This is a genomic window from Candidatus Amoebophilus asiaticus 5a2 (assembly GCF_000020565.1).
Taxonomy (GTDB): domain Bacteria; phylum Bacteroidota; class Bacteroidia; order Cytophagales; family Amoebophilaceae; genus Amoebophilus; species Amoebophilus asiaticus.
Genome location: NC_010830.1, coordinates 1,048,607 through 1,063,599, shown reverse-complemented (window position 1 = coordinate 1,063,599; position 14,993 = coordinate 1,048,607). Strand labels below are relative to the sequence as shown.

The 14,993-nt window shown below is 35.2% G+C and carries 10 protein-coding genes and 3 pseudogenes; 11 read left to right on the top strand and 2 right to left on the bottom strand.

All coding sequences use genetic code 11. From position 1 onward, the window contains the following. The first annotated feature begins 401 nt into the window (after positions 1-401). The 5 genes and pseudogenes from AASI_RS04310 to AASI_RS08145 all read left to right on the top strand — a co-directional run. Positions 402-1,091, top strand: a complete 690-nt coding sequence (locus tag AASI_RS04310) for a helix-turn-helix transcriptional regulator (RefSeq protein ID WP_012472977.1) — start codon at positions 402-404, stop codon at positions 1,089-1,091. 75 nt (positions 1,092-1,166) lie between these two features. Beyond that, positions 1,167-1,583 (top strand): DUF1761 domain-containing protein, encoded by a 417-nt coding sequence (locus AASI_RS04305; protein WP_012472976.1) that lies wholly within the window; start codon positions 1,167-1,169, stop codon positions 1,581-1,583. 31 nt (positions 1,584-1,614) lie between these two features. Then, positions 1,615-2,028, top strand: coding sequence for a YdeI/OmpD-associated family protein (locus tag AASI_RS04300; protein ID WP_012472975.1), 414 nt, complete (start codon positions 1,615-1,617; stop codon positions 2,026-2,028). 71 nt (positions 2,029-2,099) lie between these two features. Further along, positions 2,100-2,860, top strand: a pseudogene (locus AASI_RS08150) (IS5-like element ISCaa9 family transposase). 39 nt (positions 2,861-2,899) lie between these two features. After that, a pseudogene (locus AASI_RS08145) lies at positions 2,900-3,061 on the top strand (YdeI/OmpD-associated family protein); the annotation flags it as partial. A gap of 350 nt (positions 3,062-3,411) precedes the next feature. Here the strand turns inward: AASI_RS08145 and rpmH are convergent. Next, positions 3,412-3,570, bottom strand: coding sequence for a 50S ribosomal protein L34 (rpmH, locus tag AASI_RS04285; RefSeq protein ID WP_012472974.1), 159 nt, complete (start codon positions 3,568-3,570; stop codon positions 3,412-3,414). Positions 3,571-3,883: 313 nt separating this feature from the next. Between rpmH and AASI_RS04280 the strand changes: the two genes are divergently transcribed. Next, positions 3,884-4,825, top strand: coding sequence for a hypothetical protein (locus tag AASI_RS04280; RefSeq protein WP_148204953.1), 942 nt, complete (start codon positions 3,884-3,886; stop codon positions 4,823-4,825). Positions 4,826-4,883: 58 nt separating this feature from the next. On the opposite strand, the pseudogene AASI_RS08140 reads toward AASI_RS04280, so the two are convergent. Beyond that, positions 4,884-5,714, bottom strand: a pseudogene (locus AASI_RS08140) (transposase family protein). Positions 5,715-5,765: 51 nt separating this feature from the next. Between AASI_RS08140 and AASI_RS04265 the strand changes: the two are divergent. The 5 genes from AASI_RS04265 (at position 5,766) to AASI_RS08810 (ending at position 14,843) form a co-directional block, all read left to right on the top strand. Beyond that, positions 5,766-6,980, top strand: a complete 1,215-nt coding sequence (locus tag AASI_RS04265) for a hypothetical protein (RefSeq protein ID WP_012472972.1) — start codon at positions 5,766-5,768, stop codon at positions 6,978-6,980. Beyond that, a complete protein-coding gene (locus AASI_RS04260; protein WP_012472971.1) occupies positions 6,916-7,863 on the top strand; it encodes a hypothetical protein in 948 nt (315 codons plus the stop codon). The genes AASI_RS04265 and AASI_RS04260 overlap by 65 nt, the downstream gene beginning before the upstream one ends. Before the next feature lie 507 nt (positions 7,864-8,370). Further along, positions 8,371-10,821 carry a DNA gyrase subunit A gene (gene gyrA / locus AASI_RS04255; protein ID WP_012472970.1) on the top strand — a complete coding sequence of 817 codons (2,451 nt, stop codon included), beginning with the start codon at positions 8,371-8,373 and terminating at the stop codon, positions 10,819-10,821. A 17-nt stretch (positions 10,822-10,838) separates the two neighbouring features. Further along, entirely contained in the window at positions 10,839-12,023 is a 1,185-nt protein-coding gene (locus tag AASI_RS04250; RefSeq protein ID WP_012472969.1) for a tetratricopeptide repeat protein, read from the top strand. Between the two features lie 309 nt (positions 12,024-12,332). Further along, positions 12,333-14,843, top strand: coding sequence for a hypothetical protein (locus AASI_RS08810; RefSeq protein WP_187146236.1), 2,511 nt, complete (start codon positions 12,333-12,335; stop codon positions 14,841-14,843). The last annotated feature ends 150 nt before the right edge of the window (positions 14,844-14,993 follow it).

The window sequence follows — 14,993 nt, the reverse complement described above, 5'->3', positions numbered from 1 at the left end:
TATACAAACATATGAATAAGAAATAATGTCGCAAACAAATATTCAACACCTGCCTACTGACTAATTAACTCTTGCTAGAAAATTGATTTTCAAAGGTTTCTTATTTGTATCCATTCATGGGTCTACTACCTTTAAAATGAGCCAAGAATACATATTATATTTAGCAACTAGCTATAAAAACTATTGTTGATGGTTGATTTTATAGTTGCTACGTATTTTATTCTTAACAACCAAGTGTTTTCTTATACTTAAAATAACGTGTTTCTAGCATTGGCAGACCCGTGAACGCGTACTCTTATTTAAAATATAAGTACTTGACCAAGACTTGCTAAATAACAAGCCTGCCTTTTAAATTCCTTATTCAAGAAGTAATAAGTATATTTTCAGAAAAAAACTCTTTAATGGACTATACTGATACAAAACGAATTTCGCGGCTAACTGCAATCCTTACTCAATTACAGACCAAACGCCTTTTGACTGCATCTGAGCTTGCCTCCAAATTTTCAGTAAGTATCAGGACCATTTATAGAGATATTAGGACACTAGAGCAAGCGGGCATTCCAATTATAACAGAAGAAGGTAAGGGCTATACGCTTATGGAACATTACCGCCTTCCGCCAATAATGTTTACCGAAAGCCAAGCTAACGCTCTGATCCTTGCAGAACAATTAGTTCTAAAAAACAAAGATGCTTCATTGATTAAAGAGTATTCAGAAGTGATTGACAAAATTAAGGCTGTATTAAGACACGATGTAAAAAGCAAAGTAAACTTACTAACCGAACGCACAAGATTCACACAAAGCTTCAATAATGAAAGAACTAGTAATAACTTATCAGACCTACAATTTGCCCTGACAAATTTCTTCTTAACGAAAATAGAGTATACCAATGGGGCAAAGCAATCCACTCAGAGAATCCTTGAACCGTTTGCATTACTAAGTACAGCAAATTGGTTATTGATAGCATGGTGTCGTTTACGAAATGAGTTTAGATTTTTTCGCCTCGACAGAATAATAAAGCTTGAAGTACTTACAGAAACCTTTACCCCGCATAATATGACCTTACAAGAATATTTTGACAAGTACCATTAATTTTACTGATACCCCTGACATAAGGCTGTCACAGCCCTGTACTACCTTTACTGAAAGTATTAAAAAATAAGACCTATGATTAATTTATTTTCAGCTATTAATTGGATAAGCGTTCTAATTGCATTTGTTGCATATTTTCTTCTAGGAGCTCTTTGGTTTACTCTTTTATTCAAAAAGCAATACGCCCATTCATTGGGTAAAGAAAATGATACACTACAAAATTCTTCTCCCATTTTCTTTATTGGACCAGCAGTATGCTCACTTGTAATCACCATTACAAGTGCCATATTGATTGATGCTTTAGGAATTGATTCTTATGGTAAAGCTATAGAATTTGCATTCGTTATTGGTATAGGATATTTGTTTACCAATACGGTCAACATTGCAATAAATCCAAACATACCAAAGCCGATTCTATATGGCATAATAAGTGGAATGTTCCATTTAATTGGTATTTTAATAGTTAGTGTTGTTATAGTAGCTATGCGGTAATTCATTTAACCTACGCTTTTCATATATTAAAATGAGTGTAAAAGAAATTGAATCTTTCTATCCATCAAATAGACAGCAATGGAGAGAATGGTTACAAGAAAATCATGCTAAAAAACAATCGATTTGGCTCATTCACTACAAAATAAAATCCAGCATGCCAACAATCTCTTGGAGCGAAGCAGTTGACGAAGCACTTTGTTTTGGTTGGATTGATAGCAAAGCAAAGCCTATTGATGAAGAAAAATATATGCAGTTTTTCAGCAAACGAAGAGCCATTAGTACTTGGTCAAAAGTGAATAAAGAAAAAGTCCAGAAACTTATTGATGGAGGAACCATGACTAAGGCAGGTTTAGAAAGTATAGAAATTGCAAAACAAAATGGATCTTGGACCATTTTAGATGAAGTAGAAGCCCTTATTATCCCTAATGACTTAGAGGCTGTCTAAAAAGGGTAATTTAGATAGGAAAAGCAGACAAAACTTTATAAAATTAGTTAGTGAACTTTAAACTAACAGCTATGCCATACACTAGCGATTTAACAGATAAGGAATGGGAAGTGTTAGAACCATTAGTTACTTACATAGGTCCTTGCCGACCCCGTAAATACACTATAAGAGAAGTATTAGATGCTATTTTCTATTTAGAAAAAACAGGCTGTCAATGGCGCATGCTACCTGCCCATTTTCCACCCTGAAAAAGTGTTTATGACTTGTATTATCGCTGGCGAAGAAATGGTAAATGGGACTTAGTCCATGATACACTTCGAGATCAAGTACGAGAAAAGTTGGGCAAACAAGCCATACCTAGCGCTGCCATTATGGATAGCCGCTCGGTTAAAACAGCACAAAAAGGGGGTCGAGAGGCTATGATGCAGCAAAAAAAGTAAAAGGCCGTAAGCAGCATATTATTGTTGATACGCTGGGGCTTATACTTTGTGTGGTAGTACATTCAGCTCACTTATCAGACTCAAGAGGATGTCATCTTTTGCTTATTCGCCTTTTTAATACATTCCCTTCTATTAAACACATATGGGTAGATGGAGGATACCAGAAAGGATGTATAATGTGGGCTTATGGGGTGCTAGGTTATACTTTAGAAGTTGTACAACGGCTCTCAAATGGGTTTCATATTCTAAAAAAGCGATGGATAGTCGAGCGTACATTTGCTTGGCTGAGTTTTTCTAGGAGGCTCTCTAAAGATTACGAGCATAATCCCAAGTCTTCTGAAACACATATTAAAATTGTTATGATTAGAATCATGCTTAAGCGGCTTTTATGACTCCATTTTGGCTTTTTAGACAGCCTCTTAGAGGATAAATTCAAAACACAACCAGGTACAAAGGACTTTTTCTTGAACTTGAGCAAATCCGTTAGGAAGAATATGTTGCAGTGGCTTGTTCTTGCTAAACGACAGGAAACCAGACAAAAACGCATTAAAGAAATACTAGGATTTGCTGCTCTTAACCTGAAACCTAATTAATTTAGATAATATTAGGTTTACCTAGTGTTACTTATGCTAATCTTCGAAAAAGTTTGATATTGCACGCCATTAAAAAAGGCAACGAGCAAGGTCAGCCTAGGTTCCTACATACCAATTGCATAATGAACTTATCATAACCGAAACCTGCATATTTTAAAAGAAATTTCTACCCTATACGTAGTATTTTTCCAAAAGCCATACCTTACCCACCTTTACTAGGACTTTCTTCCTTTGTTATATTTTATTGGCAACTAGCTTATTACTTAGCATAAAAGGCACAAATCTTAGAAAAATTAAATTAACCTAAGATTTGTTATAATTTTTTTATACAGTAGATAAACAACAAGTATTTATCGTTTATGACGTGGCTCGTCAGATACAGTAAGCCTTTTCCTACCTTTAGCTCTTCTGCGTGCTAATACAGCTCTTCCATCGGCAGTAGCCATGCGCTTTCTAAAGCCATGTTTGTTGCTTCTTTTTCTCTGAGAGGGTTGGTATGTTCTTTTCACTTTTACTAATGATTTAAAGTTCTAATTTGTATGCGCGCTTACAAAGCTTTTTAGAAAACTACTTACAAAGCTTAGTAGTTTTTTCTTAAGCTTCTTTTAACGACTTTTCAAAAATAATATTAAAAATCAAATGAATCCTAATTTTCATTAATTTTTGATTCATCTAAGCCATCAATTAATTTTTTATCAATAAGATTATATCTCAAGACACAATAAATAATTCAACATTTTAACTAGGTTCGATAAAAATACTTAATTTTGTAATTCAATATATCAGAAAATATATTATAAATATCAACCAACCGTCTGCTTATTGAGACTCCACATCTCCACATTTTATCATATGCTTAAAAAGGATAATCCTAGAAATTTAACTGGTATACTCATTGCTTCATTTCTTATTATTGTAGGACTGGGTGTAAGTAGCTGTGGTTGCGGAAATGATGATCGTCGCAAAACTGATACCTCGGGTAATGGTAGTGGTAGCAGTGGCAGTAATGATAAGGGTATTAGTTGGAAAGGATTACGAATAGAAACAAATCGAACCAACATACAAGGCAATCAAGATTTTAAAGTAAAAATTGAGGCTGACGAATATGCAGCTATTGACAATGATATAAACCTCATTAAGTTTAAAATCAAAGCCTATATTGTTGATGGGAAAGGAGGTACTCCAGAATCTAGTCAATTAAAGTGCACCTATCCAAATGGAAAAAGTAAGACTAGCAAAATTGTTAATGAATATCTTACTTTTGAAGCTTTAACACCTCCTAACCAGTCAATATTTAAATATATTACTCTTAATGTAATCCAGAGAACAGAGGTTAAAGCGCTTACAGTCGTACTTGAATTATTAGATGAAAGCAGTGGCAAACTTATATGTCAACCACAAAAGATTGTTTGGAAAGCAGTGCGTCCTGCGCCTATGGACCTTACATTTGACAAGCTAAGTCGCCTAGAAGACCAATCAGAAATAATTGAAAACGATCAAGAATTTAATTTCACAATAACGAACATAGGATTAGAAACAATTAAATTAGATGAAATTACTATAGTAGCCCAAACTGAAAATGGTACCATATTTAGTCTAAATGGACAACAAGCCAACCAACCTATTTCCTTAAAAGATATATTATCCAATCATCTACAGAAATTGGAAAAACAACAAAGTACTACAGATATAAAACTGAAGCTAGCCAATCGAAATAACCAATCTAGCGATCAAATAACACTAGAGCTGCTGCGAAAGAGATAAAACAGAGTAGAATTTGAATAAAACAGAGAGAGAATCTTGCCAGTAGCGATGCTATTTGTTAAAAAGCATGCTTGAAGTTTATCATACCCGCTATAATATTAAAGCGCAGGTTATATTTCTTCTCAAAGTTACGGTAAACTTCTGACATAATCTTAAACACCTTGATCTCTCTTATCTTATGCTCTACCTTCATGCGTATGGAGGATAGCTTTCTGTTATGTTCTTTCTGCTCCTTGGTTAATGGCCGCTTACGGCTCTTTTTGTAGGGAATCATGACATTGCTCTGTAGCTTTTGCCAGCCTTGATAACCACTATCTGCTAGCTTTAAGCTTTCTTTAGGTAAGAGTTTTTCTCCTTTACGGATTTTAAAGTCATGCACTCTTCCTTTATGAGATTTGGATACAGAGAGTATCTTTCCATCTTCTCACATCACTATCTCTGTTTTTATAGTATGTCTCTTTTTCTTGCCTGAATATGATTTCTTTTGCTTCTTAGTAGGTCTTTGCGTAGGCTGTTCACTCACATCTGCTAATATGCGCAATACCTTTTCTGAGGTTAAGCTGCGATCTTTTTTAATGCTAATCTTCTTAGCTAGTAATGGCTCCATTTTTCTTAGCAAGCGGAATATATTAGAATTGTGCAGATTAAACAAATAGCCTAAAAACACATGGCTAATATAAGTGCGATAATACATGAGTACACAGAGCAATTTATCTTCCAAGGTAGGTAAATGACTCATCCTACCATGGCGCAGCTTGCTCGATTCTAACTCTTCAAAGAGAGGCCTTACTTTTAAAACTAATAATTGCTCAAAGGTTTCTATACTTAAGCCAGTTATTCTTCTAAAGTTATAGGGATATTTGCTTATCCTGGTGTACGTTAAATGCATACTTATTCCTTTTATATAACAAGAATTACATCTTAACCCTTTTTATCTTCTTTGTCAATCTTTTTCGCAGCAGTTCTATGGATCTTAGCAAAAGGTGGCCAGCAGTTAGCGAGCACACAACCTATGCGTTGGAATTATATTGCCAAAAATGCAAGTTTAATTATTAATAACGATATAAAAGACCATATAAAGGGAAATGAAATACTAAAGATAATAGCAGTACCAAAGACTAAAGCAATTAACTGGGATAATATAAAATTAAGCATACAATCCACTAATAATGTAATATTTAGGATTAATAATAAACCTTTTCAAAGTGCCAGACTTACTGACTTCCTTACAGGAAGCTTAATGCAAGACTTACGTTTAGATTTATGTTTATATAGTGATTCGGATGACAAGAAAGATTCTGAAATAACTTTATTACTTACAAAAGAAAAAGATGGAGTAATTGAAGAACTAGATAAAAAGATTATCAAATGGGATAATAAAGTTACTAATTTATCTTTTGTAGGCTTAGAAAATAAACAGATATCAGGCTATAAAGAATTATCTATATCCATACATAACCTAGGTGATACGGTAAAAACCGATGAAATTACTTTAACCCATGAGGTTAGTAATACTCAATTATTGAGTAGCAATACACCTATATTTTACTTTAATGGAAAAAATATCCATAAAAGCTTAACCCTACAAGAAATTTTAGGAGAAAGTATGCCCAGAGAGTTAGCACCCAACGAAATTATAAGTAATATCAAACTCCAGCTAGCTAACACTAACAATTGCACAGAAGCTACTGTAAAGCTTGTGTTAAAGCATCATAATATGCAATGGGTAAGTCCAACTATTAAGTGGATATCCAAAAATATAATGCTCAGTTTCCAAGGTCTACCCAAAAAAGAGCTTTCTTACAAGGCTCCGCTACAGTTTAAGATCAAAAATGAAGGTGATACAATAAATGCTAGTGAGGCTATCTTAAAGGTCTGGAATCGGAATTTATCAGGTTTGAATATTAGTTTAAAAGTAAATGGGAAGCCTATTAACGTAAAAGAGGCACAAATCAGTTTAAGCGACCTCCTATCAACTGATAAGGTTTTACAAAAAGGTGAAGCAGTAAATATAACAATAGAACAGATAGAAGAGAAAAAATTTAATCCTCATACATCCCAGTCAATAGAACTTGGTTTATATGGCATCTATGGAACCCAAAATAAATTACTATCAAAAAATAGAACAAGCCACTTGGGACCGTCGAGAAGGTAAAGTTGATTTAGACGTTATGGTCGCATCCGTAAAAAATGGAAAAGCCGTGGGAGAAAACAGGAAAGTATTACGAGGAAATAACCAAAATTTTGAATTGGTAATATTTAACCAAGGAGATGAATATATTTATAATGATCAACCTAGTTTATATCTACACTTTAGTCTAATTCAAGGTACAGCTATAATTAAAGAACTGCAGCAGCAAGGCTACGATGATGGTAAAAACGGATATACCATTAGGCTTGATCATAATACTGTTGCTGGTACTGGTGCAGGCTTATTAGCAATTAGAGATTATGAATTTCAAATCTCTAATCAAAAAACTTTGCATTTATGTCCTTTAAAAGAGAAAAAAGTTGAATACCAAATTCAACTTTGCAAGGATAGTAACGGTAAGTTAACTCCAATAAATAATATCCCTACAACTATTATTTGGGAACCCAAACATATAAAGGTAGCACTTCAAATAGATAAGAAAGAAATAAAGGGTAATGAGAAAGAGATTCAGCTTACTTTAAATAATCAAGGAGATACTCTATCAGACGAGGATAAAGATATTCTACAACTAAAAATAGAACGTTTAGGTAATAAGCAAAGCCGTTTGGGAACATTTGGGAAAAATGGACAAAAATATGTAGGAATAAACACCCAGAATATATTTATAACTGGCAACATACTAAACTCAGTTAATGTAATACCAACGGACAGGAAGAAAATAATTAATACTGGGAGCAATTTGCCATTTCCTAAAATATGGATAGAGCCTAGAGCCACAGAAAATTCTGTTACATTTAGATTCACCTTATTTTATACCCAACAGAATGGAGATAAGCAGCAAGAAATAATTTTAGGAACACCTCAAGAGGTAACTTGGGCAGAGTGATATATAAACAATCGATTAGGAAATTATAAGAATGCTATATTTTGATGTTAAAAAGCTACATCTAATCACCAAGTTTAACAGACTCCATATCCTATATCCCTAAATAAGTTTTACTGCTAGGTTTTATAAGTTTTGGAAAATATATTTGATTATTGTTAAAATAAGATTGATACAGATCACACCAATCATAGAATCAATATTAATGGGTAAAGCTATGGTAAATTAATAGGGTCTTTATTTTTCATTTTTATTCATTAATTCTCAAGGTTTTGAGCTCAGTAAGCTTAAGCCATAATAAAGAAAGTATTTTTTAATTTCGATAACCAAGCCACAAGCCTACTGAAACAAGCTTGATAGATTTTAAATTCATAATACGCTAGCTACATACAAACAAGCAAGCAAGAGCTTTAAAAAAGTACACCATCTATCTTCTCTTCTAGTAAGATATAATGTGACATTTTATAAAAAAATGAGTAAATTGCCACTTATTTGTTAACCTTATATAAAATGGCTATAGAACCACAAGAAAATATTATTCCCATTAATATTGTAGATGAGATGCGCACAGCCTACATAGATTATTCTATGTCAGTAATCATTGCTAGGGCGCTACCAGATGTAAGAGATGGACTTAAGCCTGTACATCGCAGGGTACTCTATGGTATGCATGAGTTGGGCGTAACCCATAATAAGCCTTTTAAAAAGTCTGCTAGAATAGTGGGGGAAGTATTAGGTAAATACCATCCTCATGGCGATGCTTCTGTGTATGATGCCATGGTACGTATGGCACAAGATTGGAGCCTACGCTATCCCTTAGTCCAGGGACAAGGTAACTTTGGTTCTATTGATGGCGACGGGCCTGCAGCCATGCGTTATACAGAAGCTCGGCTTGCACGCACAGCCGAAGAAATGTTGGCAGACCTTAACAAAGATACTGTAGACTTTCAAACTAACTTTGATGACTCTCTCCAAGAGCCTACCGTATTACCAGCAAAGCTACCTCAACTACTTATCAATGGCAGTTCTGGTATTGCAGTAGGTATGGCTACCAATATGCCTCCCCATAACCTCACCGAAGTCATAGAAGGTATAATAGCCTATATCAATAACAATGATATAACCATAGAGGAACTTATGCAATATATCCAAGGCCCTGATTTTCCGACCAGGGGTATTATCTATGGATCTCAAGGCATTCGAGAAGCCTACAGAACAGGAAGAGGTAAAGTCTTAATGCGTGCCAAAGCTACTATTGAAACAACGCCAACCGGCAAAGAGCAAATCATTGTTACAGAGATTCCGTATATGGTTAATAAGGCAATGCTCATAGAAAGAACAGCTCAACTTGTCAATGAAAAAAAAATAGAAGGTATTTCAGATATACGCGATGAATCTGATAAGGATGGCTTGCGTATTGTATACGACCTTAAAAGAGATGCCATTGGACAAGTTGTGCTCAATAACTTATATAAGAATACCTCACTGCAATTTTCTTTTGGTGTTAATAATGTAGCACTTGTTGCAGGGAAGCCTCAGACGCTTAACCTGAAAGAACTCATTCAACACTTTGTAGCACACAGACACGAGGTATTATTAAGGAAAACAAAATATGAACTAAACCAGGCGCAAAAAAGACTACATATTTTAGAGGGATACCTTATTGCACTAGATAACTTAGATGCTATCATAAGCCTTATCCGCTCATCCAGAGATGCAGAAGCTGCTAAACAAGGCCTAATACAAACCTACCAGCTAAGCGAACAACAAGCTAAGGCAATCTTAGAATTACGTCTACAGCGCTTAACAGGGATGGAGCGTGACAAAATCTTACAAGAGCACCGCGAAACAACCCAGCTCATAGAGCGCCTTCAGTTAATCTTAAGTGATCGAGACTTACAAATGACCCTTATTAAAAATGAACTTGCAGAACTTAAGGAACAATATGGAGACGCTAGAAGAACGGTAATAGAACATAATACAGACGATATTACGCTAGAAGATATGATTGCTGAAGAAGATATGGTAATCACTATTTCTCAGCAAGGCTATATTAAAAGGACTCCTCTTTCAGAGTATAGAATACAAAACAGAGGAGGTGTGGGTGCACGCAGCACAGCAACAAAAGAAGATGACTATATTACTCACTTATTTGTAGCTTCAACACATCAATATCTATTAATCTTTACAACGCTCGGAAAGGTCTTTTGGAAAAAAGTTTACACCTTACCTGAAGGAAGCAAGTCGTCTAAAGGTAGAGCCATACAAAATCTAATACCAATAGCACCAGGCGACCAAGTACAAAGTGTTATTAAAGTAAGAAACCTAAAAGATGAGACTTATGTAAACAGCCGCTATATTTTAATGTGTACTGTACAAGGCGTCATTAAAAAGACACCTTTAGATGCTTATATCAATCCTAGAACAAATGGTATACAGGCAATCAAAATAAATGAAGGAGATCGGTTATTAACTGTAAAGCTAACTAAAGGAGATAACCATGTTATTATAGCATTACGCTCAGGAAGAGCTATTCATTTCCACGAACGTGATGTTCGTTCCATGGGTAGGGTATCCACTGGTGTAAGAGGCATTACATTAGCAGGTCCTGAAGACCGGGTAGTAGGTATGGTAACGGTATATAAACCTGATATTGAGCTACTAGTAGTAGCTGAAAAAGGCGTTGGAAAACGCTCTGCCGTAGCAGATTACAGAATTACTAAACGAGGTGGCAAAGGTGTTAAAACACTCAATATAACAGAAAAAACTGGTGCACTAGCTGCCATTGAAGCGGTAACTGATGCAGATGAACTGCTTATCATTAATACATCAGGAATAGCCATTCGAATAGAGGTTAGTACCTTAAGAATTATGGGCAGGAATACGCAAGGTGTACGACTTATCCGTCTTAATGAAGGGGATGCCATTACCTCTATTGCTAAGATTACAGAAAACTTATAATAAATAATGCAAAGTTTATGCTGCTTTATAAATACCATTTTAAGTGCTTAATATTAGCAATTGGGGTAACTTTTATCGCCTCTCCCCTCTTTGGATTACCAGCTAGCATTAAACAGGCAATTCGAGCATTTGATCAACAAAAGTTTGAAAAAGCCCAAATCCAAATTGATGCATTATTACAAGATGCTAAATATCAAAAGCAAGCTAGTAGCTGGTACTATCATGGTATCATCTATGATCAACTGATGCGTAAGAATATAACCTCTGATGCTGCACCAAATTATCTAGCAAAAGCATTAAATTCTTATCAAAAAGCAATGAATCTCGGCAAAAAAAGGTCTCAGTACCATAGCTTTGCACAGATTAATTTACAGGGATTATGGACTTACTATTTAAATCGCAGTGTACAATATTATAAGGTAGAAGCTTTTGAAGAAGCACTAGAACAGCTATCTATATGTAATCAGATTAATGATAATGCTCGTCATACTCTACTATATACAGCTATTGTTGCCCACCAGGCTGATAAATATGAAATGTCCTTGCAACATTATGCAAGATATATACAGAACGGCTATGCTGAACCAGCCGTATACCGAGCATTTGCTAATCTAACAGCTAATTATTTAAAAAATAAGGATAGTGCTTTGGCAATTTTATATCAAGGAATGCAACAATATCCGTGGGATATCGACCTAATAGCAGAAAAGTGTCACTTACTAACACAAACTAACCAACTAGGAAATTGGCAAGTACAATTATCTGCCCATCTACAAGAAAATTCAATCAATCCTATTGCACATTATCAATTAGCCTATTTATATATACTAACAGATGAATGGGAAAAAGCAGCTTTGCATTATCAAAAAGCTTTTGAATTAGCTCCTCTCCAGCTAGAACCAATTTCTCAACTAGCTTCACTATACTATAACCAAGGCGCAGCCATTATCAATAGCATAACAGATATGGATGAAGAATCTTTTCAACAAACCGGCAAAGAAATTATTGAGGATGCAAATGGATATTTAGAAAAGTCGCTACATCACTTTAAGACAGCGCATAAAATAAATCCTAAAAACTTACCCATTTTAAAATCACTCCATACCCTTTATACAAGACTTGATCAAGCAGATAAAGCTAGCCAGATAGCTCATAAAATGAAGAGCATAAAAGGAGGAACACAACTATTAGAATTAGAATAAGCTATACTAAGCACTACAGTATGTATGCCATAATGCTTAATTTAATAACCGACCAGCACTAAAATCAGTATTTCTCAATCAGCTTGTTTGTGGAATAGGATTGACATATCAATGGATATATAGGCACTAATTCCTTACCTAAAATTGGCAAGCTATGCTTATATTATATTAGTTAGCTTAAATAGGATAAGGCAAGCAATACAAAATATAAATAAGAACATTTTCGTTCTTTTGAAGAATATAATCATATACCTCAATACAATAATCGTTAACAAGCATACATGGTTTATAAGCAATAAATCAGTAAGTTTGCAACAACATATTATATCTTATTTATGTCTAAGCCCTTCAAAAATCAATCCTATGCTTCGCCTGACCTACATAAGAATTATCAGCTTTCTCCTAGCATTTATATGCTTCGGTTGCCAAAATTATCATAATCCTAATTTAGAAGAACAGCTACAATTAGAGCGGCTTGAAGCAAGGATTCGAGAGTTAGAAGAAAAACTAAAACTTAACAGAGAAAAAACAGATAAACATTCAGCATCTGTCTATAATTTATCTCAACAGATAGATAAAATAAGTAAGAAACTAGCTAAACTGTTAGCGCATCTTAATATTACCTCTACCCAAGATTTGACAACCTTAGAGACTGAGCTATCCACAATAAAAGCTGACATTGTTCCAATAAAAGATCAACTGGCAGCATTACTACAATCGATAGACTATTATGTAAATCAAACGCAGCTACAAGAAGAATTAGAAAGCTTTGAAGATAAGCTTCAAGAGCTGTTAAAGGAAATAAGACAAGCTGCTAAATCTCATACAGATACTAGTAGTATAGAACAAAAAATTGAAGGGTTACAAAAAGCCATTGATAAGGTTAAAGAAGAACTAACAGAATTTATTAGCGCACAGGCTCAACAACAAGCCAAGGCAGCAAAAGACCAAGCTAGTACTGCTAGTGGCGATGCAAAAACAGCTAGCGATGAGGCAGAAAAAGCTCAACAACAAGCCGAGGCAGCAAGAGATCAAGCTAATACTGCTAGTGAAGAAGCAAAAGCAGCTAGAAATGAAGCAGAGAAAGCTCAACAACAAGCCGAGACAGCAAGAGATCAAGCCAATACTGCTAGTAAGGAAGCAAAAACAGCTAGAAATGAAGCAATAAATGCCCAAGAAGCTATAGAAAAAGCTCAACAACAAGTCAAAAGTAATGTAGAGGCTGCTAACAAAGCTGTTGAACAAGCTAATACTGCTAGTAAGGAAGCAAAAACAGCTAGCGATGAAGCAATAAAGGCCCAAGAAGTTACAGAAAAAGCTCAACAACAAGCCGAGGCAGCAAGAGATCAAGCCAATACTGCTAACGATAAAGTAATAAAGGCCCAAGAAGCTACAGAAAAAGCTCAACAACAAGCCAAAGCAGCAAAAGAACAAGCTAGTACTGCTAGTAAGGAAGCAAAAACAGCTAGCGATGAAGCAATAAAGGCCCAAGAAGTTACAGAAAAAGCTCAACAACAAGCCGAGGCAGCAAGAGATCAAGCCAATACTGCTAACGATAAAGTAATAAAGGCCCAAGAAGCTACAGAAAAAGCTCAACAACAAGCCAAAGCAGCAAAAGAACAAGCTAGTACTGCTAGTGGCGATGCAAAAACAGCTAGTGATGAAGCAAAAAAAGCTCAACAACAAGCCAAAGCAGCAAGAGATCAAGCCAATACTGCTAGTGAAGAAGCAAAAGCAGCTAGAAATGAAGCAGAGAAAGTTCAACAACAAGCCGAGGCAGCAAGAGATCAAGCTAATACTGCTAGTGAAGAAGCAAAAGCAGCTAGAAATGAAGCAGAGAAAGCTCAACAACAAGCCGAGGCAGCAAGAGATCAATCCAATACTGCTAGTGGCGATGCAAAAACAGCTAGTGATGAAGCAAAAAAAGCTCAACAACAAGCCGAGGCAGCAAGAGATCAAGCTAATACTGCTAGTGAAGAAACAAAAGCAGCTAGAAATGAAGCAGAGAAAGCTCAACAACAAGCCGAGGCAGCAAGAGATCAAGCTAATACTGCTAGTGAAGAAGCAATAAAGGCCCAAGAAGCTACAGAAAAAGCTACCAAACAAGCTAAAGATGATGCAGAGACTGCTACAAACGCTGCTACACAAGCCAATACTGCTAGTGAAGAAGCAAAAACAGCTAGAAATGAAGCAATAGAGGCTCAACAAGCTGCAGAAAAAGAAGCTACTAAAGCCATGAAGCAAGTAGAGCAAATTAAAAAGAAAGCTCAAGAAAAAGCACAACAAAAACAAGCTAAAAAGTTAGCCAAAGAAGAAACTGCTAGAAAAAAAGCTGAACAAGAAGCTATCGAAGAAGATAAAAAGCAGGCAGATTTGGTAGCAAAAGTTAAAGAGGAAGCTATTAAAGTCGCTAAAGAAGCTGTTAAGAAGCAAGTAGAAGATGCTACAGAGCAAGCTAAAGAGGCTAAAAAACAAGCAGATTTAGCAATAAAAGCTAAAGCAGGAGCTATCGAAGAAGCTGAAAAAGCTGCTACACAAGCTAAAGTACATGCCGAGATTGCTACAAACGCTGCTGCTGAACAAGTTAATAAGTCTATCAATAAACTTCAAGAACAAATTAATGAAGCTCTTAAACAATCCGAAGAAGTTAATAGTGATAAAATATCCGAAGCCAAGTCTGATATGCAACAAGAATTAAACACTAAATTAAATAGCTTGAATACTTTAATAAATCGCGTAAAAAATGAAATTATTGGACTTATTAACGAAAAAGGAGATGAGGATAAATCTTGGCTTAAAAGGTTTTTTAATATTGGTTAATCCTTCATAATAGTTTAATAAAGGCAGATACCATAAGATCCCACTTTTAAAAGCTTAGCAGATGACTTTTTAGAATCATAAGATTATACTGCGCAAGCTAATATTATTAGCTTAAGTGTGTATCACAAGGCCCTATTCTACACAATAACC